Origin of the sequence: Enhygromyxa salina (assembly GCF_002994635.1) — a bacterium.
Taxonomy (GTDB): domain Bacteria; phylum Myxococcota_A; class Polyangia; order Nannocystales; family Nannocystaceae; genus Plesiocystis; species Plesiocystis salina_B.
Map to the genome: position 1 here is coordinate 19,652 of NZ_PVNL01000136.1, position 26,066 is coordinate 45,717.

Sequence of the window (26,066 nt, forward strand, 5' to 3'; positions counted from 1 at the left end):
CGATCCGGCCCCTTCGCCCCCAGGACTGGTCCAAACGGGTCCAGTCGTCCAGTTGGGTCGCAGGCAGGTCCCGTGTCGACATGACGAAGCGAACGTATCAGCCCCACAACCTCAGCCGGGCCCGCACCCACGGCTTCCGAGCCCGCATGGCCACCCGCAACGGCCGCAAGATCATCGCAGGCCGTCGCCGTCGGGGCCGCAAGCGGCTCGGCACGAACACTGGCGGCAAGTGAGCCGCGCTGCGAGCTCGAGCTCGGGAGCACCCGCTCCCGACGAGAGCTCGCGCAAAGGATCCCGTGCGCCCGCTTGGTTTCCCCGCGCGTCTGCGGATCAAGCAGCGGCGCGAGTTCCTTCGGGTTCAGCGTCGTGGACGCAAGCATCACGTTCGCCACTTCATGGTGTTCGTGCTGCCGCGTCTGCCGGTTCCCGAGCAGAGTCCGACGGCGTCCGAGCCAGCGGCGTCAAAGCCCGACCCGCAGCCGACCCGTTTGGGGATCACCGTGACGCGCAAGGTTGGCAACGCCGTGGTCCGCAACCGGATCAAGCGGCTGGTCCGCGAGGTGTTTCGCCAGCATCGCGCGCGCCTGCCCCCGGGCTTGGACATCGTCTGGGTGGCCAAGCAACAGGCGGCGGGGGCGACCTTCGCCGCCGTGCTCGACGACTTCGAGGCGCTGCTGCGGCGCCCCGAGCTGGTCGGTGCTGCACGTCACCCGGACCGAGGCAAGCGGTGACGCGTCGATGAGTGACTCACTGCGCGCCGCTTGGCGCGTGATCACCCGAGCGCCGCGCTTGCTGGCGATCGGGTTGATCCGCGTCTACCAGCTCACGCTCTCACCCATGCTCGGACCAAGCTGTCGGTTCAGCCCGAGCTGCTCACACTACGGATGCGCGTGCCTGCGTGATCACGGACTCATCCGTGGCAGTTGGCTCACGCTACGCAGGCTGTCGCGTTGCCATCCTTGGCATCCTGGCGGCTATGATCCGCCGCCTTTGCCACGATCAGCGCCACGCATCAGTGAAGCTGGCGGCAGCACCGCCCCACTGAAGGCGCCAAGTCAGGCCGAGGCCAGTTAGAAGGGATACGTCTTGCAAGAGCTCAAGATGAACCAACGGGTCGCGCTGGCGGTCGTCATTTCGATCCTGATCCTCGTCGGATACAGCTATCTGTTTCCGAAGCCCAAGCCGACCCAGGCCGAGCTCGATGCGATCGCGGCCGGCGAGACGGACGGCGAGCCCACGGCCGACGGCGACAAGCCGCCCGCGGACCCGAAGGACTCGGTCGAGAAGATCGATCCCAGCGAGGCCGGGCAGGCCGCCGGGGAGCCCAACCCGGCTGCGCCCCCGACCGAGAACGTCCCGTTGGCTGAGCATCGGCTCGCCAACGACCTGCTGGCGATCACCGTCGACAACCAGCCCGGCGGCTTGATCACCGCCGTCGAGCCGCTCGCCGATCAATTTCACGACAAGGCCGAAGATCGCGGGATCGACTTCCTGATGCTCGACGGCGCTCGTACGCTCGAGTTTGGGTTTGTCGCCGCCGACACGGACTTCAAGTGGTCGCGGATCCCCGGCCAGCTACGGATCACGGGTGATCGCAGCGTCGAGCTCGTGCGTCGCCAGGGCGACATCGAGGTCGTCGAGTCGCTCACGCTGCTCGACGGCTACGAGGCCCAGTACGCGGTCGTGGTCAAGAACCACGGCGCCGGTCAGCAGGTCCACAGGATCGAGATCGGCACCCGCATGGGCATGTCGGCCGACCAGAGCCGCTACGACATCCACCGCGCGCTGTGCCGCACCCCCGAGGCCGAGGGCGGCGGATGCAGCTTCCGCAACGGCCCCCTAAAGGACTTCGACTTCGACGATGTCGAAGACGAGAACGAGCACGTCACCGGCAAGCTCGACTGGTGGGCGCTCGACAGCAAGTACTTCGTGCAGGCGCTGGTCCCCAGCGAGCAGCTCGCGGGCTGCGTCGTCAGCAGCGACGACGACGGCACGGCGATCATCAACACCGGCCTCGGCGGTGAGGTCGAGCTCGGGCCCGGCGAGCAAAAGCGCTACGAGTTCGGCCTCTATGTCGGCGCCAAGGTCGACTCGATGCTGCAGGACTTTCCTGTCAGCGAGAGCCTGTCTGCGGTGCCCGAGGCCACGGATCTGACCGAGGCGATCGACTGGGGCTGGTTCGGCGGCCTGTCGAAGTTCCTGGGCACCATGATGCTGTCGCTGCTTCGCTGGTTCTACTCGCTGACCGGCGTGTGGGGCGTGGCGATCATCATGCTCACGATCGTCATCAAGCTCACGCTGCTGCCGCTGACGATCAAGCAGTACTCCTCCATGCGCAAGATGAAGGAGCTGCAGCCCGAGATGGAGAAGATCCGGGAGAAGTACGGCGACGACAAGGTCAAGCAGCAGCAGGAGATGCAGGCGCTGTTCCAGCGCACGGGCATCAACCCGCTCGCGGGCTGCATGCCCATGGTCCTGCAGTTCCCGGTCTGGATCGCGCTCTACGCGATGCTCGGCGCGGTCGTCGACCTCTACCACGAGACCTTCTTGTGGCTCCCGGATCTGACCCAGCCCGATCCGCTCTACATCCTGCCGATCGCCATGGGCGGCCTGATGTTCATCCAGACCCGCATCAACCCGACCGCTGGCGATGCCCAGCAGGCCAAGATGATGCAGTGGATGATGCCCGGCATCTTCGTGGTGATGATGCTGTTCTTGCCCTCGGGCCTGGGCATCTACATCTTCGCCAACATCGTGCTGTCACTGATCCAGAGCTTCGTGCAGCTACGGATGAAGGGCACCGACGCAGGCGCCGCAGCCGGCACGACCGACACGGCCAAGCCCGCAGCCAAGGGCACCAGCGGCAAGCGGAAGTAAGACCGCCGACCCCGACCCGCGGAGCACCCAGCTGGCTGCGGGGGCGAACGGGCCCCCGCTCAGGGGGCCACACATGCGCTCGCCAACAAAGGGCCGGTCTGAACGCTCCCCTCTTCCAATGGTTGGCATCACGCACTAGAGTTGCCCACCCCTGGGGAGCCTGACGTGTCCGAAGAAGCTAACAGCCGCAAGGAAGACGACCTCGAGCAACGCATCACCGAGGCCGTGCCGGTCGTCCGTTCCTTCCTCGAGACGGTGCTCGGTCTGCTCGGCGTCGAGGTCGAGGTCGACATCGACGTCGAGGATGACGGCCTGCACTGTGACCTCAACACCAGCGAAGAAGAGGGCGGCTTGTTGATCGGTCGACACGGCGCAACCCTCGACGCGCTGCAGTACCTGACCTTGCGGATCCTGCAGGCCGAGGGGCTCGGGCGCATGCGCATCACCCTGGACGTCGGCGGCTACCGCAACCGTCGCGAGAAGGCGCTGCGCGACCTCGCTCAGGGGGTCGCAAAGAAGGTGATCGACAGCGGCCGGCCGTACCACTTCGAGCCAATGAGCGCGATGGAGCGACGGGTCGTGCACATGGCGATGAGCGAGCTCAACGGGCTGCGCACCGAGTCCGAGGGCGAAGGCCGACGGCGGCACGTCGTCGTGTTCCGCGACTAGCCGACGGTGACAGCGAGCGAGGAGCGGACGATCGCGGGGGTGGCCACCGGGACCCCGGATGGCGGCGTCGCGATCATCCGCATCAGCGGCCCGCAGGCGTGCCCGATCGCCAAGTCAGTGATCGTGGGTGAGCTGCCGGGCGCGCGGGTGTTGGCGGTTCGGCGGCTGGCGGTGGGCGGCGAGCGGGCGTTGGTCGGGGTGATGCCGGGACCTCGCTCGTTCACCGGGGACGACGTCGTCGAGCTGCACGTGCACGCGGGCGCCCGAAACGTCGCCGAGATCCTAGAAGCGGTGCTCGAGGCCGGCGCGGTCGCGGCCGCGGCCGGGGAGTTCACGCGGCGGGCGTTCGCCAACCGTCGGCTGAGCTTGGACCAGGCCGAAGGGATCGCGGCGCTGATCGGGGCCCAGACCCAAGCGGCGCTGGATCAGGCCCGGCGCCTGGTCGCGGGTGAGCTCGGCCGCGAGGTCGAAGCGGTGCGCGAGCGCGTCGAGCTGCTGCGGGTCGAGATCGAGGCCAACCTCGACTTTCCGGAGGACGTGGATCCACTCGATGAAGCCCGGTTCGTGACCACGGCGGCGAGCCTGGGTGCGGCGGTCGGGGTGTGGCTGGCGGGCTTCGAGCGGGGTCGCCGGGCGCGGGAGCGGGCGCGGGTCGTCATCGCGGGGCCACCGAACGCGGGCAAGAGCGCGCTGTTCAACGCGCTGCTCGGTCGTCGTCGGGCGCTGGTGTCTGCGACCGCGGGCACGACCCGCGACTACGTGGAGGCCGAGCTGACGATCGAAGGCCGGGAGCTGTGCGTGGTGGACACGGCCGGGCTACGCGACAGCGACGATCACATCGAGGTCGCCGGCGTCGAGCTCGGCCGCGAGCAGATCGCCGGAGCCGACGTGATCGTGTGGGTCGAAGGTGCGGATCAGCCGGTCGGACTTGGACCGGATCACGACGGGCACTTCAACCACTTCAACATGTCCGCGGGCGCGAGCGTGATCCGGGTCGAGAACAAGCAGGAGCTCGGGCGTCGCCGGCCAGACTGGATCGGTGTCAGCGCCGAGCCCGGGACCGAGCTCGAGCCGCTGCGTCGGGCGATCGCGGACGCGGTCACGCTCGGCGGTGAGCAGTGGATCGGCCTCGCGCGTCACCGCGATCGCGCGCGAGAGGCCGCCGACGCGCTGGCCGAGGCCCACACGCTGCTGCGCGCCGCCGCGGGCCTCGAGCTCGTGGCCCTGTCACTCGCCGTCGCCGAGCGCTGCCTCGGTGAGATCACCGGACGCGCGGCGCTCGGCCCGGTCGGAGAAGACGTGCTGCACGCGATCTTCTCCCGGTTTTGTATCGGCAAGTGAGCTACTCGCCGGCGTCGCCGGGCTCAGCGTCGGCCGGCTTGGCGGGCTTCTTGGCCGGCTTTTCGGCAGCGTCGTCGGCCGGCTTGGCGGGCTTCTTGGCGGGCTTCTCAGCGGCGTCGTCGGCCGGCTTGGCCGGCTGCTTGGGCTTGGGCTCCACGGGGATCGGCGCGTCCGCTGGCTCGGGCTCCGGCGTTGGCTCGACCTCTGGCTCTGGCTCTGGCTCCGGCGCGGGCTCTGGCTCTGGCTCGGGCTGACGCGCGGGCTTCTTCTCGATCACTGGGTTGCTGCCGTCGGGCATCAGCTGGGGCAGCGTGAGCGACACCGGGAGCTTGACGTAGGGCGTGATGTTGGGGGGATCACCGGCATCGGGCACGCGGATCGCGAAGGGCTGGCGTTGCTCGAAGAACCCGATGTAGTCGGTGACGACCTGGCCCTGCTCCACGATCAGCCGAAACCCAATGATGTCGAGGCTGTCCGCCGACGTGTACGAGCACCACATCGGCTCGGCCCCCGCCGCGGCCAGCATCTGCCAGCCCGGCTGCAGCGGCGTGCACGTGAAGGATGACTTGGCGGCGAACCGCGAGGTCGCGCGGCGGAACGCGTCGAGGAATTCGAGGCCGAGGGGATCGCCGTCATGCATGATCGGCCGGGCCCGCAGCTCACGGCGATCCGGCACGCCCCAGCGGGCGTTCTCGGACAGCAGCTGGTTCATGCGATGGGGATCGTCTTTGGCCGCCGCGATCAGCAACTCGACGATCATGGCCTTGGCCTGGAACGGCAGCATCCAGGCCTCGACGTCGTCATCTTGCCGGGGCGTGCGCTCGGCGTAGGCGCCGAGCAGGCTGCCGTCCGGGCCCGCCCCCTCGTCGGTCGCCGTGGGCAGGCTCGCCGAGGGCGTGTGGGTTGGCACAGGCACGGGCTCCCAGGCGTCGGGCATCGGCGGGTAACGGGCGTCGCACCCCGCGAGCACGAGCGCGGAGAGAACCGCCGAGGTCAGGACGCAGGTCAACCGCTGACGTGACATGGGTCGTGTTTAGACGGCTGGACTGGTGTTGTCTAGGAGTTGGACCAGCTCTCGGGCGAGAGCGAGGCTGGCGGTGAGACCTGGCGACTCGATCCCGAGCAGATGCCAGCACCCGCGCGGGTGCTCGATGATCTCGAAGTCGCCAGCGGGCGCCCCGGGCCCGACGAGCTTGGGTCGGATCCCGCAGCCGTCGTAGACCAGATCACTCGGTTCACAGTGACCGAGCAACGCACGCGCCGCGGCCAAGAACGCGCCGTGTTGCAGCTCACCGCGCGTCGGCGAGAAGTCTTCGGCGTCGTCGACCCACGCGAGGTCGGGACCCAGGCGGCAGCGACCGTCGAGCTCGAGGGTCATGTGAACCCCCAGCGAGGGGCTGCCAGGCACGGTCACGGGGTAGATCAGCCGTTGATAGGGCGGGTGACGACGCAGCCGAAAGTAGTCGCCGCGCGCCAGGTACAGCGCGCGCGTGAGCCCGACCAGCCCGGCGACGCGCGTGGCACCGAGCCCCGCGGCGTTGATCACCCGGGACGCGACCATGGTTCCGCGGGGTGTGCTCAGTCGAAACCCCCGGTCGAGCGCGTCGATCCGCGTGACCGGGGCCGAGCACACCACCGTCGCCCCGCCCTGCTCGGCCGCGACGTGGAGCGAGCGAACCAACTCGTGGGCGTCGACGATGCCCGAGCTCGGTGACCAACCTGCGGCGCGGACCGTGCTCGGCAGCCCGGGCTCGAGCGCGCGAGCCTGCGCGAGGGTCACTCGCTCGAGCGCGACCCCGCTGGCCCCGGCGTTGTCGACGAGCACGTCGAGCTGGGCCTGCTCCCGGGCGTCCCGCGCGACCAGCAGCTTCCCGGTTCGTCGGTGCCCGACCCCGCGCGCCGCGACCCAGTCCCACACCAGCCGGTTGCCCGCGACGCAGGTTCGGGCTTTGCGCGAGCCCGGGGCATAGTAGAGCCCCGCGTGCACCACCCCGCTGTTGCGGCTGCTGACCCCGGTCCCCGGGCGCGTCGCGGCCTCGAGCAACATCGTGGACCCGCCCGAGACACCGGGCTGCTGGGTCACGGCGCAGGCGATCGCGCAGCCGACCACGCCGGCCCCGATGATCGCCAGATCACAGCCATGAACCCCGCTGGACACGTGCTGGCTCAGAGTGTGGACCGGATTTGTCCGGTCGGGTACGGTCTGCGCGGAATGGCCTTCGAGTACAAGCCCGGTATCTACAAGACCACCAAGTTCCTCCCTGGTCACGAGTCGGAGATCGAGCCGGGTCAGCTGGTGCTGATCCGAACCGATGGCGAGTTCGCGCCTGCCTCCGTGCTCAAGCCAGTCTCGAACCGCAACAACCAGTGGCAGTTTCAAATGCCGGGGATCAAGGTCCCGAGCAACTCGCTCAACTGGGGCGACACCCTGGTCAAGCTGCCCCACGAGGGGTTCTATCGGTTGCTCGAAGAGAAGACCTTCGAAGGTGGCGGGCGCTGGCTGGTCAACGCGATCGTGCAGCTCGGCTACACGCGCCTGGCTGAGCCGATCCTGTTCATCGCCCAGCGCCGCAGCCCGCTGGCCTCGAACGATCTGTTCTTCTCCGAGAAGGGCGTGAAGATCGACCTCGACAACGTCGAGGCCCTGATCGAGCCGCTCGCCTGGTACCAAGAACCGACGAAGTCCTAAGCCGCCCGACGGAGACGCATGAGCCCCCTCCCAGGGGGCCACACATGCGGTCGCGAACAAGCGGCCCGAGGAGCGAAGCGACCAGACGCGCCAGCGGCTGCAGTCGGCGAAGTGCCAAGGTCTATGTGGGGGTCATTTACAGATCTGGGCGCAGGCGGAGGCCTAGGTTGATGCTCAGGACCGTGTCGAGCTCGCGGGGGATTGAGCCGGTGACCTGTTGGGCGAAGCCGACGCCGAAGTCCACGCCGACACCGCCGAGGGTGGCGGGGCGGATGAAGCCGAGGCCGGCGCTGACGTAGCCACGGTCGTCGCCGTTGCCGCGGCCGCGGGAGTCCCACCAGCCGCCGAGGCGGATCGGGACGGGGCCGGCGATGAACTCACCGCCGGCGTTGACGGTGATCCGGGTCCACTGATCTTGGGTCTCGCGGTACGAGGTGAAGTCGTAGGTCGCGTCGACGTTGAGGCTGAAGTTGGGGTTGTGGAGCGGGAAGATTGCGAGGCCGTGACCGAGGCTGCGGGGGTAGTCGGACACCGGGCGCAGGTTGGTGTCGTTGAACTCGGGATCGTCGTCGGTCGCGATCCCCTCGATCTCGGTCACCGGGTCTTCGGTGCGCGCGGGCGGGTTGGGGCCGAACAGGTTGTAGCCAACGACGGACAGCCGGGCCCAGTCGAGGAAGTTGATCGCGACGGCGGCGTCGAGGCCGAACGCGTTGTGCTTGGGGACGTAGTCGTGGGCGATCCCGTCGTCGTCGTGGTACCGCAAGCTCACGTACTGCCACTTGGGCTTGACGCCGATGTACAGCCAGTTCTGGACCGCGGTCACGCTGAGCACGCCTGACACCTCGTGTCCAAAGTGCGCGAGCTTCAGCTGCTCGCGGTCGCTCAGCGGACCGTTGTAGCGGATCCGCGGGGTCCCGTTCATGAAGATGTAGCCGAGCGCGAGCGCGATCCGGGGGCTGTTGAGCGAGTCGCTGACGAACACGCCGAGCCCGTGGGTCTGGTCCTGGAGGTTGAACTGGTAGAGCGGCTCAATCTCGAATTGCTGCGCGTAGCTGAGGCCGGCCGGGTTGATGATCGCGGCGTCGGTTCCGGTCGAGGAGCCGCGCGTGGCGTTGCCCATGGACAGGTTGCGGGTCCCATCGGCGCCGGGGCTGGCCGCGGCGCGGCTGGGGATGGCCAGGCAGGCGAGGGCCGCGAGCCCCAACACAGCTCCAAAACGAGCGCTGGCACCGGTCCTGGACCCGAACGGGGGCTGCCGGATCGCGGACGCTCGCGCCGCAGCCTTCGGCGGACTCGGGTCAGTTTGGCGCATCTTGGAGGGCAGCATACGTATGTCGCCGATCCGCGCAAAAAAACCCCAAGCGTGGGCTGTCGGCGGCGTGGATCTGTCCGAGATCGCTGGCCCGCGCGCTGACGGGCGACCCCCTGACATCGTGTCAATCGGAGCTCGCGGCCCCTCGCAGCACCCGCCGGGCGTGCTCGGGTGTCGAGATTTTCCCCGGCCTGCTGGTTACTCCTGGTACCGTAGCGACGTGTCCGGCGATCGCCCTGGATCGAACAAGGCCCTACCTCCCCTGCTGGAGGGCTTCGGCAAGGACGACGGACAACGTGCGGCCGCGGCCGCGGCGTACGGCAAGCAGTTTCAGTCGGTCGAGCTCGATCAGTTCGACGACGCGGAGCCACCGCCCAAGCCGGCGGCGGACTCCTCGGCATCCCGGCCGCGCCCCAACTACAATACCGACGACGAGATCAGCGCGCCCGCCGAGGACGAGGGCGATCGCCCCAACCTCGAGCCGGTCAGCGACAACGCCCACCCGCCACAGAATCGGCGCATGCCCACCCAGCCGCCCTCGAGCTTGACGCTCGAGCTGAGCGACGAAGACCTCCCGACCAAGGCGCACCGCGTGGTCCCACGCAGCGCGGCGAACAGCGAGTCGTCCGAGCCGTCCGCCGCGGCCCAGCCCCGGCCCCCGAAGTTGGCTCCGCGTCACAGCCCGGCGCCGCTGCGTCGCGGGCTGTTCTCGGGTGATCTCGTCACCAATTTGCTCGCGGCTGTCGCGGTTGCGCTGTTGATCATGATCCTCCCGGCCAAGAAGATCGCGCGCAACTACGAGACGAGCCAGGTCGAGCCGCTGCTGACCGAGCTCGACGGCGCGATCGAACATCCCCTAGGTGTCGAGGCCGGGGTCGTGGAGGCGCCCGAAAAAATAGCTGCACGGATCCACGCTGGCCGCGACAAGGTCCGCACCCGCTATCTGCTGATCTGGCTGCTCGCGGGCCTGCCGCTGGGGCTCGGGCTCGGGTTTGTACCGCGTCCCGGCGACTGATCAGGGGTGTCACCGCGCAGGCCGGTGACATACTCGCCGTGATGAAGCGACAGACTGTGTTGATTGGGTCTAGAGCGCCTGCGTCGGGGCTCATGACGTTGACCCTGCTGGCGGGCATGTCGGGCTGCGTCAGCCTGCAAGACTACGAGGGCGTCAAGTCCGACCTCGCAAAGGCGCGCAGCGAGCTGACCGACAGCCGCGGGCAGGTCGAGGATCTGAGAGTCGCCCTCGCGGACGCGCAGACCGACGTGGAGCTGTTGAGCGCGAGGATCAGCGATCTCGAGCAGCTGATCATGATCGCCGAGGAACGGAAAGGGCCGGGCCAAGAACCGGCGGATCGAGATCGTGCTGAGCTCTCGGATCTGCCGGGCGCCCGGGAGGTCGAAAAGATGTTCGAGTAGTGGAGGTATGATCCGCGACATGCGGATCAGCGTCAGCGAGCGGCGAGCCGAGGACATCTCCGCCGATGTCCACGTCGTCGTGTTCCGAGCGCCCGATCGCGGGCTCCCGGTGCCGCCGTTGGCGGCGTACCTGCGCGGTGACGTCGGGCGGCTGATCACGCGGCGGGCCGAGTCCATGACCTGGCTCGAGACCCGCGAGCTCGCCACGCCACGCGTGCTGATGTACTGCCTGGGCCCGCAGCGGCGCGCGTGGGATCCCGAGCTCGAGTACCTGGGCGGCCACGCGGGCAGCTACGATCACGCCAGCGAAGCGCTGGGTCTGCGCCAGGCGCTGCGCACCGCTGGCGCGATGATCGAGCGGGCCTGCGACCAGGTCGGGGCCCGCCACGCGGCGCTGATCAGCTGGCCCGAGGATGTTGATCCGGCGCTGATCATCGAGGGCCTGTGCCTGCGCGCCCACGACCCTCGCGCGTGGGAGCGCAGCGGCGACGGCCCGGTAGCGACCAGCCTGCGCAGGCTGACCGTGTGCATGCCCGACGTGTCCAAGCCCGCGCGTCGGGCTGCGAGCGAGCGACTTCGCAGGCACCTGAAGATCATTGAAGCGACCAACTTTGCGCGGGAGCTCGGGGATCTGCCCAGCAACGTCGGGACCGCGAGCGGGATCGTCGAGCGCGTCCGCGCCCAGATCCACGAGCGCGACCACCAGCTCGAGCTCAGCACGATCAGCGCGGCCGAGGCCGCCGCCGCTGGCATGGGCCTGTTCACCGCCGTCGACGCGGGCGCGAGCGAGCGCGGCTGCATCTTGCGGCTCGAGCACCGCGGCAGCGAGGGCGCGCCGCTGGTGTTCGTGGGCAAGGGCCTGACCCACGACACGGGCGGCTACAACCTCAAGACCGATCCCTGGGTGCACCTGCTGACCCACGACAAGTGCGGGGCCACGGCGGTGGTCGGCGCGATGCTGGCGATCGACGCGCTCGCGCTGCCCGTCCACGTGATCGCCCTGTGCCCGCTGACCGAGAACAGCGTCGACGCCCTCGCCTACAAGCCCGGCGACGTGCTCACCGCCTGCAACGGCACGACTGTGTATGTCGAGAACACCGACGCCGAGGGCCGCCTGGTCCTCGCCGACGTGCTCGCGTGGCTGCAGACCCAGGATCCGCGGCCCGAGCTGGTCGTGGATCTCGCAACCATGACCTCGACGATCCACGCGGCGCTCGGCGAGCCCTTCGCCGGGCTGTACTGCAACGAGGATCGGGTCCGCGAGCTCCTGGTCGCAGCCGGGCGCGCCAGCGGAGAGCTGCTGTGGCCGATGCCGATCCACGAGATCCACGACCGCCACCTGGGCCACCACAAGGCTGACCTGCGCAACGTCGGCGTGCACGCCGGCTCCCCGAGCTCGGCGGCCGCGTTCTTGCGCGCGTTCGTCGACTATCCGTGGGCCCACGTGGATCTGGCTGGCAAGTCGCACAACGAGTACCCGCGCGAGCACCTGGGCGTCGGCGCGACTGGGTTTGGGTGCCGCTTGCTCGTCGAGTTCGCGTGCAGGTTTGCCGAGACCTGACAATGCTCCACACTCGCCGCGGGAACCCCGAATGGCCCGCGACCGAATTTTGATCACCGAGCTGCGCGTGGACTGCATCGTCGGCGTGTTCGACCACGAGCGTCGGCGGCCGCAGCCGCTGTTGATCGACCTCGAGCTGGGCCTCGACACCGCCGAGGCCGCCTACAGCGGGAGGATCGCCGCGACCTGTGACTACGGGCGCGTCGCCGACGAGATCGCTACCCTGCTCGAGTTTCGCCGCTACAAGCTGCTCGAGGTCGCGGCCAGCGAGGTCGCGGCGATGTTGATCGGTGTGCACCCGATGATCGAAGACGTGCGCCTGCGCCTGCGCAAGCCGAACGCGCTGTCCGGTCGCGCGACGATGGCCGGGGTCGAGGTCTATCGGGAGGCCCGCGAGCAGCTGCGGATGCGCGAGCGCAATGAATTTGGCGAGGTCGAGATCCTGCATCAGAGCCGCGAGGCCGGGCTGTACCTGCTGCACATCGACCCCAGGCGGGAGATCCCGGCCCACTACCACCAGATCATGCGCGAGCTCGAGTGGCTGGTCGACGGCGCGATCGAGCGAGATGGCGAGCGGCTGCGGGGGTTCGAGCCGATCGTGTGGCGTGAGCAGCGAGTCCACCACTACGTCAATGTTGGGGACCGCCGGGCGACCTTGTTTTGCTGCGACAGCCCGCCCTTCGTGCCCGAGGACGAGATCGTCGTCGGGGACTGAGCGTGGGCTCTAGATCGACCCGGTTTTCGAACTCGGTGGCCGAAGGTGGTTCGAGCACAGTCGGAGGACCAACTCCGGCCTCGGCAAGCAAGTCCGGACCTGCTCGCTGGTCTTCTACCTGCTACGCCCCGCCGACGCGGTGGTCGTCAACGCGAAGGCGGAGGGATGACCTGGGCCTCGGACGGTGGCTGATCGAGGTCGAGCAGCACCTTGCGCGCCCGCTCCAGCTTGCCTGTGTTCGCAAGCCACAGAGCGTAACCTATGGCCCAGTAGAGCTCGGGATCGACTCGCCTCAGGGTCGCCGCTGCAAGCCCCCCATACAGATATTTGGTGCAGGATTCGGCGAGGTATTCCTCTGGAGGTATTCCGCCGGCGTTGTTCCTGAAGTCGCCATACGACGCGTAGTACGACACGATGCCGGCTTCCTGGGCCGCCGGATCTTTTTGCTCGATCGTCGCCTTGCCCCCGGGAAAGTCCCTTCGCGCGTTCTTCTCCGTTTCGAAGTGCCGAGTCGCCAGCCGCTCTTGCAGCGCCGAGGTCGAATCGATCGCCTCGGACGCGCGAATCGCGGTGCCGCGGTCCGAGTCATTGACGAGAATGTCGGACAGACGATGACACAGTTCGTGAATGGCAAGATCGAGCGCCTTCTCGCGCGAATCGCTGACATCGACACCAATGGTGAGGCCGTGCTTCTCGAATGAGTAGACGCCAGCGATCCCGCCGTCGACCAGGCTCCCCGGCGTGAGCCCCGACGAGCCGGGGTAGAGGCGAAAGCCGCGAAATGGGTTCCCGCCCGCTTCGCCCTGGGTGCCGATCAACTGGTCGATCAGGCCCTGAGGGAATGATCCAACTGCTTCGTCGAGGATCGACGTCCACACCTCGAAGGCGTCCTCGTCCACCGCGGGGTGCACGAAGACCGGAACATCCCGTCCGGCCATTTTGACCATGACGGGACCTTCGGTGCCAAGTTCGTTGCTCAAGAACAGATCGAAGCCCTCTTTGATGATTTCTCGGTCGGCGGCCCGGCCTGGTCCGCCCACTTGCGCGTTGGCGTCCGCAACGACCCGTTGGAGTTGGGTACCGGCGAGCAAGATACGGTCGATGGCCGCCTCTCGGTTGGTCCCCTCGACCTTCGCCAGGGAATTTGCCTCGCTGATGATGACCAAGCCCCAGATGCGAAATGCTTCCGTGCCATCCAGCGCCATCGCCATCGTCTCGAGCTGTGAGAGGTCCGACTTGGACAGATACGAGAGGCCAACGACGGCGACTCCGCTCCAGGTTCCCGCCTCTGGCCCCGCCGAGCTCATTCCGTCCAGGATCGCGCGAAACAGGAGCATCGATACTTTCGTCCCGGTCTCCCGCTCCGTGCGCATCGCAACCGCGAGGAGCACGGCGTGATGGTCTTTCGCCCCGTTGCTGACCAACGCCACGTCCCACTTGGGGTCTCCTTCTCCGACCAGCAAAGGCATGGCCTCGGCGGATCCCACTGGCACGTTGTCCATATAGGCGTTGATGACTTCGACGGCCGCCGCTCGGGCAACGTCGACGTCGACGGCCTCGCCGACGGCACCGGACTGAGCGATGAGCTCTGCGCTCAGGCGCTCTGTCAGCCTACGCCGGCGCTCGTCTCGCCCCGCCTCGAGCGTGGAGTCGACGGGCTCGGTCGACAGCTCGGCCTTCTCGAGTAGTTCGACGACACCACCGATCTCCTGGGCGAGGCTCTTGCCGAGCTTGCGCTGCGCTCGCTTTGCATCGAACTGGCTCTGGTAGATTCCGAAGCTAAACACCTCTCGGGCGATCTCGCGTGCCCTCGTGGTCTTGCCCCGCTTCGACATCTTCTCGACCAGCTTCGCGGCCTTGCGGGCTCGTCGCGCGAGGCGGCGGTCGTGCTTCCCGCCTCGTCCACGTCCCGCGAGCCCCTCGATCAGCCGCTCATCCGCTGTTTCGTCTCGAAACAGATGCTCACGAGCGTCCTCCTCCAGGTGCCAGCCGGGGTGCTCAGGCGACTGAAGTTCGATCGGCTTCTCGAAGCTGCAAAAGCCCATCGTGCCATTGATGAGCATATCGACGGTGGCATCGTAGGGGAACGATGGCGTAGATGTCGGACGCATCGACTCCGACGTAAAGGGTTTCCTTCCCGGAGTCGAAGTCTGCGGTTTCGTCTTATGTATCAACGTCGAAGAGGCCATCGCAAGAACTTAGCAACTTACACCAATCGCAACAACTGGGCCCACGGTTGGGTGAGTTCCCAATCTGAGAGCCAACACTAGACCATACGGAGAGACCGACCCACAGGCGTCACGCTGTAGGCCGGTCACTCCATATGGTCTAGCGACGCAGCGCCGAGCGAGTCTGGTCGTATCCCGCCTCGACGGCTTGCTCGAAGGACGAGCCTCGACCGAGCAGGTACTCGTGCAAGCTCGGACCCGAAGCAGGGGCGCTGACCTCGAGTTCGACCTCGAAGACGGGGCAAGGTGCGCCTGCCCTCATTGCCGGCTCGCCGCTGGTATTTAACGCGACGATCCGGCGCCGGGGAAATTGAGAGCACGCAGCTCGAACAGGGACTGCGACGATTCGAGCCAGGGCAAGCACCTCACTCCGCTCGACCGCGCCGGTGTCGACGACCTCACGGGCGCTCGCGCTCACGACAGCTCGCCGAATGGCCATCGGCAGGTCGCCCTCGCGCATGACGAGCGGCTCGAGCGGTTCGGCCCACAGCAGGAGATACGCGGTAGCGAAGGGAAGCTCGAGATCGCCGAGCGCCGCAGCATCAGCGTGGCGCCCGAGCGCCTCGGCGACGTTCTGGGTCGTCAGCGACCAGGCAATGGAGTTTTGGGTCTGTGCGTAGTCCCCGGGGCGTCGAGACAGGTGTTCGAAGTCGATAGGTTCGTTGTCAATCCGCCATCCGTCGAGGAGCAGCATGACGACGAGGGCCGAGATGCCGAGTTCGCGGTCCAGGGCGGCCGCGAACTCGCGATAGTGCTCCACCGGATCTCGGTCGGGCTCAGCTGCATGGAGGGCTCCAACGACCGCCCCCATCCCGGCTCCAACCACGCAGTCGGCCTCGACGCCATGATCCTGCAGAGCACGTAGAGCGCCGAGCTGAGCGAGCGCATCGGCCTTGCCCACGGACAGCGCGACACAGGTCTCACGCGGGGAATCGGACAAGATAGCTCGTTGGTGCGCGCAGCCGAGCGCGCAGCTCAATGACAAGCCGGAAGCCGCGCGGATGAGACGTCGACGCGTCCAAGACCGAGCGGAACGGCCTGAGACCATCACCGAGCGTGACCCATCGACACTTGTCGCCAAGCTGCGCTCTTTCGCGGCACCGTCCGAGTGTACAGCCGAGCTTGTACGAGTCGAGCGTTTCGCGGATGCAGGAGTCCGAGTCACTCTCGCAGTATAAAAACCACGCACAAACCGGACTCCGAAACCGCACAAACCCGCACAAACCGGACTCCGAGTCACCGTTTTGATCCTCGGATCACCTGCCCCGAGGTCATCGACGATGACCCGACCGGCCACGAGCAGAGCAAAAACCCTGCAAAACCACAGCTCGCGGGCCGATGACCCTTGCGTGGCCACGTCCGCGCAGATGTCGCGGTGACCGACCCCACGACGTGGTGCTCGGCCGTCGCGGTCTCGTGTTGCAGGACTCAGGCGTGAGCCAGCGAGGTGGGCGTGAGACGAAACCCAACCGCCGTCTGTCGTGCCACACGGCCCCCACGGCAGGTGAACGGAGCGGAGCGTCCATCCAAACTTGGGTCGGCGCTCACACCAGCAGGGCCCTTGAGGGGGACCCGCGCCCGGACGAGCTCGAGATCCGGCCCAAGTCGAAGCATCCCTGGGCGTGGATGTTGCCGCGCGTGTTCGCCTTCCACGTCCTGACCTGGTCGCGCTATCGCGGTCGCGGGGGCTTTGTGGAGATCGCCAACATCTCCGACGGGGTCGCGGAGGTGCTCGCCGAACTCGGCCACGCGTGGAGCCTCCATCACGCCGGCTGCCGGCGCTGCCCGGCCAGCTCGGACTCGACCTCGCCGACGCCGGGGTACGAACGGGTCCAGGCCGTACCGCGCCTGACGCGTTCAACGCAATCACTCGAGGCGCCCCTTCTACACCACATCTATGTCGCCACCGGCTCTCTCGTTGTGCTACTTCGATACGGCGTAACCGTCACCGAGGTCAGGTGGAACAGAAAAGCGAGAATAACGACGACAACGCGCGTTGGGATTCTGCTCTCAGCGCCTTCATCGTGGTCAACCTCGCGTGGATGGCCGCGCTCTGGATCCTCAACATCCACACGAGCAATCGCATCTCCAAGTGGGTCTGGAACAGCGGCCTGACGAACTACTCCATCGTCCTTTGCGGACTGGCGACCCTCGCCGCCTGTGTGTTCGCCGCGACGCGGCGCCGACATGCGCAGTTCGTCGCGCTCGTCGTGGTCGCAGTGCTGTGGGGGGCAGCAGGGGGGATCTTCTACCTGGCGTCTTGGGGTTGGAACTGACGCGCTCTCAGCCGTCGAAGGCACCGAGCGTGTCTTGGATGTACCCCTCCGAGCCAAGGTGCTTCATGATCGACGCCTGCGTCTCGGACGAGAGCTTCTTCCACATTTTCGACGACTTCTCGGGGAACATTTCTAGTACGACTTCGACAGGCGAAACTCGGGCCGGCGCAGGATTGATTCACTCTGGGGATAGGCCGCGTTGAAGTACGCGGCCATATCCTGGGTCATCTCGATGTGTTGGACCTGATCTTTGCCGACGGGCACGATCGAGCTCTTGTAAATCAGAATGTCCGCGGCCATCCCCGACGCCTGGTCTGCGCTTAGGCGCCCAAGCCCGGCTGTCAGAACAACACGGTTGCAACGACGACTGAGGGGAGACCATGATACCTTCGAGCAGCGGGTGAAATTAGGGCGCGTCGTGATCGTCGTCATCGGCACCGTCGACCAAGTCGTCGTCGTCGTCACCGTCACCGTCACCGTCACCGTCGGACAAGAAGTCCCAGGACATCTTGCCGATGAGCCTGGCTGCGTATGCTACCCCGAGTCGGCCAAGGGGACCGGCGATAGTGGGGAGTGCTTCTGTCACCAAACTGTTGAACGCGGTAGCAACTATGGCAGCCGCCCCCGTATCGTGCGCGACTTTGAGCGGGGAGGCCCGATGCCTAGCTTGCTCGCCTGTCGGAAGCGCTTGAGCAAACAGTGCGTACTTCGAGGTCGTTAGATACTTGGGATCCCTGGCCCACATATCGAGCGGATTGGCGAGGAAACGTTGGTGGTATTGAACTAATTCGACCCCGCGGAGATCGCCAGGGGCCATGTCATCGCCGGGAACGCGCACATAAACCGACGGTAGCCTCATTGGCGGTGTTCCAAAGATCGCACGGGGCAAGTGGACAACTTCTCCGAGGCGCGGTGTCGCCGGGGTGGTCTCGATCTTGCCGTTGTGGGCCAAAATCTGCTCGAGCAACACTTGAATGTCCGACACGGAGAAAGGCCAGCCGTGACCGAACTGCCCGGGGATGAAGTCGGCGATGGCCATGCCGTCGTGGAAGTGGGGATCGGTCGGACTTTCGAAGATCCTCCGCATCATCGCCCTCGCATCATGATAGGCTTTCAGGTCGCGCGCGTCCGAAGACGGGGAGAGTGACAGCAGATGTGCGAGGGTCTGAGCTGCGTGGGTGTAGATGACCCGAGCAGGCTCCAGGATGCATGGCCTCTCCCGGTCGGATACGGGCGCGACAACACCTTGTATGACTGTGTGGTCTTGACACGCGAGGCGTACTAAGCGGAGAATCTTGTGCTTCTCCTCGCCTCGAATTCGTGGGTGCGTGTCGACAATTCCGACGAGCGAGCCGGCGATCATGCAAACGGCATTGGGTGCGAGCCGAGGCTCGAGCGTATCCGCGAGTTCGAGGATGCGAGCAACCTCGTTATGGGTGTTGACGTCGACAAGGGCGTTGAGGACGGACTCGAGCAAGAGGTACTTGCGGTCTCGGTCAGCGCTCCCATCCAAGAACTCAAGATACTCTTGTGTGCCGGGGGAAAAGGCCTCGATCGGAATCCGCCGCGGACTCGAGCCAGGCTCGGTCCCTGCGGGGCGATGAAACATTCGTGCTTCATGTAAGCATGCGTGGACAATAGTCAGGCAGAGGTGGACTCGTGAGCACGCCCAGATCTCGTCCCGGTTTGCAGGTAGCCAAGCGTGGTTGCCCGAGTTCTGGGCCCGACTACGGAAGTCCCGTAGCGATGTCGGCTGAGTGCAGCTGAGGCGGCCGAGATAGTCAAGAACGAACAGGAACTCTCGAAATGACCATTCTCGTGGACCGACGAAGGCGGGGGACGAAAGCTCCTCAGTCGGTTGCCATCGTGGCGGTCCGACGAACATTGGACCGCGGAGGGTTTGGAGGTCGAAGTCAGCGGGCATGGGCGAGCATAATATGACGGGGACCCGCAGCAGTCCACGCGCTCAACGGGGTAGCCACACCCGCACCCACCCTTCGTCTGTACGCTTCTCCGCGCGGCTGGCCATCCGTCGAGCTGTATCTTGAGGCGAGGACGATCATCGACGCTGGCGAACGCTCCCGTCTGGATCTGCCCGACGTGCTTTCGGGCCTCGCTGGCGTCGCCCTCGGCCGCGTCGCCCCGAGCCGCGCCCGCGAGCTCTTGGTGGAGGCCCTGGCGATCCTCGCCGAAGTCGAAGAGGTCTATCCGCGCGACCTCGCCCTGGCCAAGCAACGCCTGGCGGAGGCGAGCCGGGCGCTGGCGAAGCACGAGGAGCTCGGTGCCGGTGATAATGACCGTGCCCGCGACCCAGTCGGAGCTGCGTGCGTTTCTCGAGTCCGTGACCCATCCCATCACCGGCACGAAGGGCGGCGCAGCGCGGGAGATGGCGACGCCGGTGATCCTGATGACCCGATCGCGCGAGGGCAGGCCGGCCGACGCCGCCGACCCAGTGGTCGATGAACGCAAGGTGTCCCTCAACCATTCGTACGCGGTAGTCGGGGCTTACCTCGACGCGGAGAACCCCGGCAGCGAGTGGATCTCGCTGCGCAATCCGCTGGGGTCGCGTCACCTGTTCGAGTTCTCCTTGAAGGACCTCTTGATAGGCGACCCGCAGCAGCCTGAGGTCCACTTGTTCCGCAGCTTCGTGGTCGGTAGGCTCGCCAGTAAGTGAGACACTCGCTACATTGCTCGCTGGTCCTCATCCTCGGGGCCTGCCACGCCTCGCAGCCGACGAGTCCAGAACCGGCGGCGACTACACCCTCGATTCAGTGCTTCGAGGTCAGGGAGCCGCGCGGTCCCGAGGCCTGCGATTTCTTCGCCTGGACTCACATCGAAGCTTGCTTCGTCGACGACGATGTCGAGCTGAACTACACCTACGACATCGACGAGTGCGATCCAGATGAGGCCCCGCAGCTCGACTCGCGCCTCGGGCACGGGGACCTGAGCTGGCACGGACGGCTCGGACCCCGGTGGGCCCGGGACTTGGAAGCGGCGCTCGACGACCAACGCAAGAGCATCGGGGGCGTCCACGTCCAGGTTCAGGTCCGCTTCACAGACGGCGCAGAGGCGCACTGGATCAGCCGGACCGACAAGTGGCGGTTGCTGTTCGTCGAGCTCGACGACGTCGCCAAGCGGGCCGCCGGGCTCGGCGTCCCTGCTCCCTTGATCGTCGTTGCTCGCGGTCGTGAACAAGAGCGCTTCGAGCTGCAGCCACGCCCGCTCGAGCGCACGGCGGAGCTCGTCTGGAGCGGCGCCCAAGCGGGGCGCTGCGAGATCGACAACGAGGTCAGTCGTCGTCTGCGAATGCTGGCGCGCGACACCACCGCGGCCAAACACGCACCGAGCTGCCCGGAGGGGCCCGGTCTGTTCATCCCGTTGTTCTCGTCGCGTACCGGAGAGCCGCGCGGCTGCCAGATCTGGGCGCTCGGGAGCGTGAATGCGTCGACTCGGCTGGATCCGAATCTCGGCGAAATCGACACGACGAACGCCACATTGCTCGCGGCGCTGCGCACTGCAGCGAGCGGCTTTTCGCCCTGAGGAAGGCCGATGCACGACGGGCAAAGTCCGCGGCGCTTGCAAGACCACGCGACCACCTGAGATCGCCAGGCGTCAGGGGCAGAAGATCGACTTCATCTTCGCGCGCCTGCACACGATCGATAACACCGCCTACGCCTGGCGTCAGGCCATCTTCTTGCTCTCGCTGTGCAGCAGCGCGCATTGGTCGACGGGCTTGGTCAGCTGGTCAGCGCGAGGGAGGGTCAGTGGGTCGAGCGGTTCATGCCTGCGTGTTGCGGGCTGCATGCGGTTCTCGACGGAGCGCGCTTCGATACGCGCGGGCGCTGCGTGGGAGGTGATGGCGCGGCGGGGATCCGGTTTCTGGCTGGTCCGTCGGGCAGGACTGGATGCTGAGCTGACGAGAGGCGCCCGCTCATACGCACCGGGTCATTCCGCGCCCCAAACCTGGGCAAACTCGGTAGTCTGGACCAGTGAGTCACACTCGTGTCGCGGTCGTACAGATCGACTTCCATCCAGCTGCGCTCGTCGATCGACGCTCGACTCTCGAAGATCCCCTGTTCGAGCTGCACGCCCTCAGTCACCTGCTCCCGGCGAGTGGCCTGGTCCCGGAACAGTTGGTCGAGCCGTTTACCCAGCTTCGTGCTCGGGTCCGACGCGAACACAACCGCATGCTGCTGCTCAAGCTCCGCGCGGTGCTCGAGCGCTGCCAGGCGTGGGGTGTGAAGTTGGTCGTGTTGCCCGAGTACTCGGTGAGTGCGGAGCTACTGCCAGACCTCGCCGCGCTCGCGCCGGAGCTGGTGGTGGTCGCGGGCACCCACGCGGTCGAGCGAGCGCAACGGCGCGCGGGGATCTACGCCCAGCTCGGCTGGCCCGAGTCGCCGCGATCGGGCATGGCCGTCGCACCGGTGCTACATCGCGGCCGCTTGATCGCGCTACAGCCCAAGCTCAGCGCCACGGAGCCGGAGCGCGGCAACTTGGTCTGTGGGGATCGCTGGGATCCGATCGCGTTCGAGCTTGGCGGTGGTCCTGCGGTCCCCGGGCCGCTCGGCGTGATGATCTGTCTGGACTTCTTGTTCCGCGAGCGGCCCAAGCACCGCGAGCAGGTTGGGCCCGGCCTCGACGAGGTTCGGTTCCTCGCGGTGCCCAGCTACACGCCCTGGCACAGCGCGGGCGAGTTCGCGGCCGAGGCCTGGCAAGAGGCGCGCCGCTACGGTCGGCCGGTGCTGTGGGCAAACGTCGCGTCGCAGGGCGGCAGCTCGATCTTCGTGGATGAGGGGCGAGCCAGCGATCTGCGTGACTATCCCCGCCGGGTCGGGCTGCTGGAGGCTGGCGATGAGGGGGTGATCGTGGCCGACGTCGATCTTGGCTATCGCCGGGTCGGTGACTCCACGCGCTACGCTGGCGACAGAATAGTCAAGCCGATAGCGGTCGCGTCGTTGGTGTATCGGCATCATCCGATCGGCGATCGCTACGCCGGGTGGGTAGGAGAGTTCGAGCGTCGCTTGGAGACGATCAACGCGGACGAGGCGGCCGATCTGGTCGTGGCCGCGCGAGCACATCTGAGCGAGGCCGCGTCGCTGCCAGCCGGACAAGCTCGGCACCGAAGGATTCGGCGGCTGCTCGCCGAGATCGACGGCATCACCGTCGTCGAGGAATTTCGGCAGTTCACCCGCGAGGTCGTGCTCCCTGGCGCCGCGCTGCCGCTCGGTGTGCTGCGGCAGGTCTGGGCACGCGAGTGTGCGGACATCGTGTTCGACTGGATGCGAGCGCATCGGGGCGAGGGGTTGGAGGAGGTCGAGCGGCGGCTGCGGGCGGGCGGGAAGTTGGAGGTCGAGGCCGAGCACTGGACCGAGGCTGGGATCGAGGCGCTGGGTGTGACGAGCCAGGCGATTCGTGCTGGTGACGAGGTCGAGACGGTCGAGCAACGCGCGGCGCAGGTGCAGGTGCAGGTGCGCGAGCGAGTGCCCAGCTCGATGTCGCTGCACCAGCACGAACTCGTGGGCGAAGGCTTGAGCTTGGTGTTTCGGGCGGTGCCAGGGGCGCTTCAGATACTCCCGGCAGCGCTCGTGCACGAGGGCAGGAGCGTCGCGTTTCACGAGTATTGGTCGTTGAGGCAGCTCGCGTCTGCCCGCCGCTCGTGGCTACTCCAGCGTGCCCAGGGCCGGCTCGACGCCTCGGTGCTCGGCGTCCACGGGCTCGACGGCGCGGCTGTGCTCGTGTGTGTCCGCGAGGATGATCGACGGATCTTGCTGGCCAACACCAAGGGTGAAGACGCCGCTTGGCTGCGGGATCACGCCACGAAGATCGTGCGGGTCGCGGAGTCGTGCTGCGACGAGCTGCGCTGGATCGACGCGAGCGAACAGGACACCGCGATCGATGGGCTGCTCGAGCGCTTCACGGGGGCCCGCTCGGTGATCGACGCCGCCGTCGAGTTTCAGCTTCGCACGCTCAATCAGGCGTCTGCGCAGGTGCTGGTGCGCGTGGATGACAGCGAAGCACAAACCGTCGGCCTCGAGGCGCTCGACACGTGGCTGCAAGCTTCCGATCAAGCAGCGTTGGTCGTGGGCGCGTTTGGGACTGGCAAGTCGACCTTGCTCGCGCAGTGGTGTCAGCGCCGATGGCAGCAGCCAGGCCCGCGACCGATCCTCGCCAACCTGGCGACGGGTGGACACAGCGAACCTATCGGAGCCCTGGTCGTGGCCGCTGGCCGCGACGGGGCGTCCGAGCCCGACCGCGCCGCGCTCGCGCTGCTGTTGCTCGAGCGCAAGCTGATCGCGTGCTTCGACGGCTTCGACGAGGTGGTGACGCGACTCGTGTTCGACGACGTGCCCCAACACATGGCGAAGTTGCTCGAGGTCGCGGGGGATCGCGGCAAGGTGCTGGTGGGCTCGCGGGACCACTACTTCTCGAGCAACGCCGTCGCCGAGCAGGACATGCACAAAGCGCTCGCGCGGGCGGGCACACAGGGGCTCACGCGCGTGCGCCTGCAGCCGTTTGGCGCCGAGCAGGTCGCGGAGGTCGTCAGCCAATTCATCACCGACGTCGAGCACCAGCAGCGGGTACTCGAGAAGATCCGCTCGACCTACGACCTCGAGGATCTCGTGCAGACGCCGATGCTACTGAGCATGGTGTTGCAGACGATCGACCAGCTCGCGCCCGGGGCTCGGGTCGGCTCGGCCGCCATCTACGAGCGCTATCTCGAGCGCTTCTTGGACCACGCGGAGGTCGGCGACAAGGAGCTGTTTTCACGCGCGAGCAAGCGGGCGTTCGCCGAGGTGCTCGCCGCCGAGCTGTGGCGCAGCGGCGAGCCGTCGCTGAGCTATGCGCAGCTGCACGAGTCGGTGGCGGCTGGACTCAACGAGGCGCTGCCGACCAACGTGCCGCAAGAAGCAGCGTTTTTGGAGATCCAGGGCGGCTCGTTCCTGGTGCGAGAAGGCGACGACCGATTCCGCTTTGCGCACAAGTCGTTCCTCGAATTCTTCATGGCCAAGGGCCTGCTCGCCGGGCTCGAGCGCAGCCCCGAGCAGGTGCTGGACACGGCTCGGCTGACGCCAGAGGTCGCGGCGTTCGTGGCCGAGCTGCTGCGCGCGCGCGGGACTGTGGTGGATGACCCGGCGATCACCGCGTTGCAGCGGTGGTTGGTCGGGGGGCGCGAGGCTCGTCTAGGGGAGAGCGTGCGCGCGGCTGGCAACGCGCTGCGCTTGCTTCGTGATGTCGCCCGGGAGTTCGAGCAGCGCGCGGGTTGGGTGCCGGAGCGGGCGGATCTGCGGCGCGTGAAGTTCGATGGAGAAGAGCTGGTCGGGGTGCGCTTGCATGGCGCTCGGCTTGGACGCGCGCGCCTGATCGGGGTTGATTTTGGTGACGCGGATCTGCGGGGGGTGGCGATGCGAGACGCGATCGTGCGGGATTCACGGTTCAGGGGGGCGCAGCTCGATGACGTGGACTTCGAGCGGGCTGACCTCTCCGGGGTCGAGGGGCACGCGTGCTCGCTCCGTGGCGCGAGCTTTCGCAAGGTACAGATGCGGCTGGCGACCTGGACGGCGTGTGATTGGGCGGGAGCGGTGATCGAGGGGGTAGAGGTTGGGCCGACGATCGTCGATGAACGGGATCCAATCGCGAGCGGCCTGCGGCCGCCCATGCGTGGTTCGAGCTTGGCGCTCGGCTTGGGGCACTCGGACTGGGTCACCTCCGTGGCCTGGTCCCCCGATGGCCGCCGCATCGCTTCCGCTTCTCACGACAACACCATCCGCATCTGGGACGCCGACGACGGCCGCAACCTCTCCACCCTCAACGGGCACTCGAGCTGGGTCACCTCCGTGGCCTGGTCCCCCGATGGCCGCCGCATCGCTTCCGCTTCCCACGACGACACCATCCGCATCTGGGACGCCGACGACGGCCGCAACCTCTCCACCCTCAACGGGCACTCGCACTCGGTCACCTCCGTGGCCTGGTCCCCCGATGGCCGCCGCATCGCTTCCGCTTCCCACGACAACACCATCCGCATCTGGGACGCCGACGACGGCCGCAACCTCTCCACCCTCAACGGGCACTCGGACGCGGTCACCTCCGTGGCCTGGTCCCCCGATGGCCGCCGCATCGCTTCCGCTTCCCACGACAACACCATCCGCATCTGGGACGCCGACGACGGCCGCAGCCTCTCCACCCTCAACGGGCACTCGAACTCGGTCACCTCCGTGGCCTGGTCCCCCGATGGCCGCCGCATCGCTTCCGCTTCCATCGACCACACCATTCATATCTGGGACGCCGACGACGGCCGCAGCCTCTCCACCCTCAACGGGCACTCGGACTGGGTCACCTCCGTGGCCTGGTCCCCCGATGGCCGCCGCATCGCTTCCGCTTCCATCGACCACACCATCCATATCTGGGACGCCGACGACGGGCGCAACCTCTCCACCCTCAACGGGCACTCACGCCCGGTCACCTCCGTGGCCTGGTCCCCCGATGGCCGCCGCATCGCTTCCGCTTCCGACGACCACACCATCCGCATCTGGGATGCCGACGACGGCCGCAACCTCTCCACCCTCAACGGGCACTCGAACTGGGTCACCTCCGTGGCCTGGTCCCCCGATGGCCGCCGCATCGCTTCCGCCTCCGACGACGACACCATCCGCATCTGGGACGCCGAGGACGGGCGCAACCTCTCCACCCTCAACGGGCACTCGAGCGGGGTCACCTCCGTGGCCTGGTCCCCCGATGGCCGCCGCATCGCTTCCGCTTCTCACGACGACACCATCCGCATCTGGGACGCCGACGACGGCCGCAACCTCTCCACCCTCAACGGGCACTCGAGCGGGGTCACCTCCGTGGCCTGGTCCCCCGATGGCCGCCGCATCGCTTCCGCTTCCCACGACGACACCATCCGCATCTGGGACGCCGACGACGGCCGCAACCTCTCCACCCTCAACGGGCACTCGCACTCGGTCACCTCCGTGGCCTGGTCCC

23 protein-coding genes are annotated in these 26,066 nt (G+C 67.2%); 15 read left to right on the forward strand and 8 right to left on the reverse strand.

Annotation, left to right across the window (positions count from 1 at the left end; genetic code table 11):
* Positions 1 to 80: 80 nt before the first annotated feature.
* The 6 genes from rpmH to ENSA7_RS36860 all read left to right on the forward strand — a co-directional run bounded on the left by rpmH (position 81) and on the right by ENSA7_RS36860 (position 4,887).
* Positions 81 to 233 (forward strand): 50S ribosomal protein L34, encoded by a 153-nt coding sequence (gene rpmH, locus ENSA7_RS36835; protein WP_106094118.1) that lies wholly within the window; start codon positions 81 to 83, stop codon positions 231 to 233.
* A gap of 63 nt (positions 234 to 296) precedes the next feature.
* Positions 297 to 731 carry a ribonuclease P protein component gene (gene rnpA / locus ENSA7_RS36840; RefSeq protein WP_181234468.1) on the forward strand — a complete coding sequence of 145 codons (435 nt, stop codon included), beginning with the start codon at positions 297 to 299 and terminating at the stop codon, positions 729 to 731.
* 7 nt (positions 732 to 738) lie between these two features.
* Complete coding sequence (gene yidD / locus ENSA7_RS36845) at positions 739 to 1,074, forward strand: membrane protein insertion efficiency factor YidD (RefSeq protein ID WP_106094136.1); 336 nt, start codon at positions 739 to 741, stop codon at positions 1,072 to 1,074.
* Positions 1,075 to 1,086: 12 nt separating this feature from the next.
* Positions 1,087 to 2,877, forward strand: coding sequence for a membrane protein insertase YidC (gene yidC, locus ENSA7_RS36850; RefSeq protein WP_106094120.1), 1,791 nt, complete (start codon positions 1,087 to 1,089; stop codon positions 2,875 to 2,877).
* A gap of 165 nt (positions 2,878 to 3,042) precedes the next feature.
* Complete coding sequence (locus tag ENSA7_RS36855) at positions 3,043 to 3,546, forward strand: Jag family protein (RefSeq protein WP_181234469.1); 504 nt, start codon at positions 3,043 to 3,045, stop codon at positions 3,544 to 3,546.
* Between the two features lie 6 nt (positions 3,547 to 3,552).
* Positions 3,553 to 4,887 carry a tRNA modification GTPase gene (locus ENSA7_RS36860; protein WP_106094122.1) on the forward strand — a complete coding sequence of 445 codons (1,335 nt, stop codon included), beginning with the start codon at positions 3,553 to 3,555 and terminating at the stop codon, positions 4,885 to 4,887.
* 1 nt (position 4,888) lies between these two features.
* Here the strand turns inward: ENSA7_RS36860 and ENSA7_RS44595 are convergent, their stop codons facing one another.
* Together ENSA7_RS44595 and ENSA7_RS36870 are read right to left on the reverse strand one after the other, a co-directional pair.
* The gene (locus ENSA7_RS44595; RefSeq protein WP_181234470.1) at positions 4,889 to 5,911 is read right to left on the reverse strand and encodes a hypothetical protein; all 1,023 of its coding nucleotides are present in this window, start codon (positions 5,909 to 5,911) and stop codon (positions 4,889 to 4,891) included.
* A 9-nt stretch (positions 5,912 to 5,920) separates the two neighbouring features.
* Entirely contained in the window at positions 5,921 to 7,045 is a 1,125-nt protein-coding gene (locus ENSA7_RS36870) for an NAD(P)/FAD-dependent oxidoreductase (protein ID WP_181234471.1), read from the reverse strand.
* Here ENSA7_RS36870 and ENSA7_RS44600 point away from each other — a divergent pair.
* A complete protein-coding gene (locus ENSA7_RS44600; protein ID WP_181234472.1) occupies positions 7,028 to 7,576 on the forward strand; it encodes a hypothetical protein in 549 nt (182 codons plus the stop codon). The genes ENSA7_RS36870 and ENSA7_RS44600 overlap by 18 nt on opposite strands.
* 136 nt (positions 7,577 to 7,712) lie before the next feature.
* Here ENSA7_RS44600 and ENSA7_RS36875 read toward each other — a convergent pair whose 3' ends face one another.
* A complete protein-coding gene (locus ENSA7_RS36875; RefSeq protein WP_106094124.1) occupies positions 7,713 to 8,783 on the reverse strand; it encodes a hypothetical protein in 1,071 nt (356 codons plus the stop codon).
* A 325-nt stretch (positions 8,784 to 9,108) separates the two neighbouring features.
* On the opposite strand from ENSA7_RS36875, the gene ENSA7_RS36880 reads away from it, so the two are divergent.
* From ENSA7_RS36880 to folB, 4 genes are all read left to right on the forward strand, one after another.
* Entirely contained in the window at positions 9,109 to 9,903 is a 795-nt protein-coding gene (locus ENSA7_RS36880) for a hypothetical protein (protein ID WP_106094125.1), read from the forward strand.
* A 92-nt stretch (positions 9,904 to 9,995) separates the two neighbouring features.
* Positions 9,996 to 10,304: a hypothetical protein gene (locus tag ENSA7_RS36885; protein ID WP_106094126.1), complete on the forward strand. Its 309-nt coding sequence runs from the start codon at positions 9,996 to 9,998 to the stop codon at positions 10,302 to 10,304.
* 19 nt (positions 10,305 to 10,323) lie between these two features.
* The gene (locus ENSA7_RS36890; RefSeq protein ID WP_181234473.1) at positions 10,324 to 11,865 is read left to right on the forward strand and encodes a leucyl aminopeptidase family protein; all 1,542 of its coding nucleotides are present in this window, start codon (positions 10,324 to 10,326) and stop codon (positions 11,863 to 11,865) included.
* 31 nt (positions 11,866 to 11,896) lie between these two features.
* Positions 11,897 to 12,580 carry a dihydroneopterin aldolase gene (gene folB, locus ENSA7_RS36895; RefSeq protein ID WP_106094128.1) on the forward strand — a complete coding sequence of 228 codons (684 nt, stop codon included), beginning with the start codon at positions 11,897 to 11,899 and terminating at the stop codon, positions 12,578 to 12,580.
* Between the two features lie 146 nt (positions 12,581 to 12,726).
* On the opposite strand, the gene ENSA7_RS36900 is transcribed toward folB, so the two are convergent.
* Both ENSA7_RS36900 and ENSA7_RS36905 read right to left on the reverse strand, forming a co-directional pair.
* Entirely contained in the window at positions 12,727 to 14,691 is a 1,965-nt protein-coding gene (locus tag ENSA7_RS36900; RefSeq protein WP_181234474.1) for a hypothetical protein, read from the reverse strand.
* Positions 14,692 to 14,908: 217 nt separating this feature from the next.
* Positions 14,909 to 15,748, reverse strand: coding sequence for a patatin-like phospholipase family protein (locus tag ENSA7_RS36905; RefSeq protein ID WP_146158571.1), 840 nt, complete (start codon positions 15,746 to 15,748; stop codon positions 14,909 to 14,911).
* 1,018 nt (positions 15,749 to 16,766) lie between these two features.
* Here ENSA7_RS36905 and ENSA7_RS36910 point away from each other — a divergent pair.
* Positions 16,767 to 17,084, forward strand: coding sequence for a hypothetical protein (locus tag ENSA7_RS36910; protein WP_106094131.1), 318 nt, complete (start codon positions 16,767 to 16,769; stop codon positions 17,082 to 17,084).
* A 7-nt stretch (positions 17,085 to 17,091) separates the two neighbouring features.
* Here ENSA7_RS36910 and ENSA7_RS45935 read toward each other — a convergent pair whose 3' ends face one another.
* From ENSA7_RS45935 to ENSA7_RS36920, 3 genes are all read right to left on the reverse strand, one after another.
* On the reverse strand, positions 17,092 to 17,214 hold the full coding sequence (locus ENSA7_RS45935; RefSeq protein ID WP_280524062.1) for a hypothetical protein: 123 nt from the start codon (positions 17,212 to 17,214) through the stop codon (positions 17,092 to 17,094).
* A 2-nt stretch (positions 17,215 to 17,216) separates the two neighbouring features.
* On the reverse strand, positions 17,217 to 17,384 hold the full coding sequence (locus ENSA7_RS45940; RefSeq protein WP_342352855.1) for a hypothetical protein: 168 nt from the start codon (positions 17,382 to 17,384) through the stop codon (positions 17,217 to 17,219).
* A 106-nt stretch (positions 17,385 to 17,490) separates the two neighbouring features.
* Entirely contained in the window at positions 17,491 to 18,597 is a 1,107-nt protein-coding gene (locus tag ENSA7_RS36920; protein WP_146158572.1) for a hypothetical protein, read from the reverse strand.
* A gap of 828 nt (positions 18,598 to 19,425) precedes the next feature.
* Between ENSA7_RS36920 and ENSA7_RS36925 the strand changes: the two genes are divergently transcribed.
* From ENSA7_RS36925 to ENSA7_RS36935, 3 genes are all read left to right on the forward strand, one after another.
* Positions 19,426 to 19,758 (forward strand): hypothetical protein, encoded by a 333-nt coding sequence (locus ENSA7_RS36925; RefSeq protein ID WP_181234475.1) that lies wholly within the window; start codon positions 19,426 to 19,428, stop codon positions 19,756 to 19,758.
* A complete protein-coding gene (locus tag ENSA7_RS36930; protein ID WP_106094135.1) occupies positions 19,755 to 20,624 on the forward strand; it encodes a hypothetical protein in 870 nt (289 codons plus the stop codon). The genes ENSA7_RS36925 and ENSA7_RS36930 overlap by 4 nt, the downstream gene beginning before the upstream one ends.
* Before the next feature lie 449 nt (positions 20,625 to 21,073).
* Positions 21,074 to 26,066 (forward strand): WD40 domain-containing protein (locus ENSA7_RS36935; protein ID WP_181234476.1); only part of this gene is annotated, 4,993 nt, incomplete at its 3' end.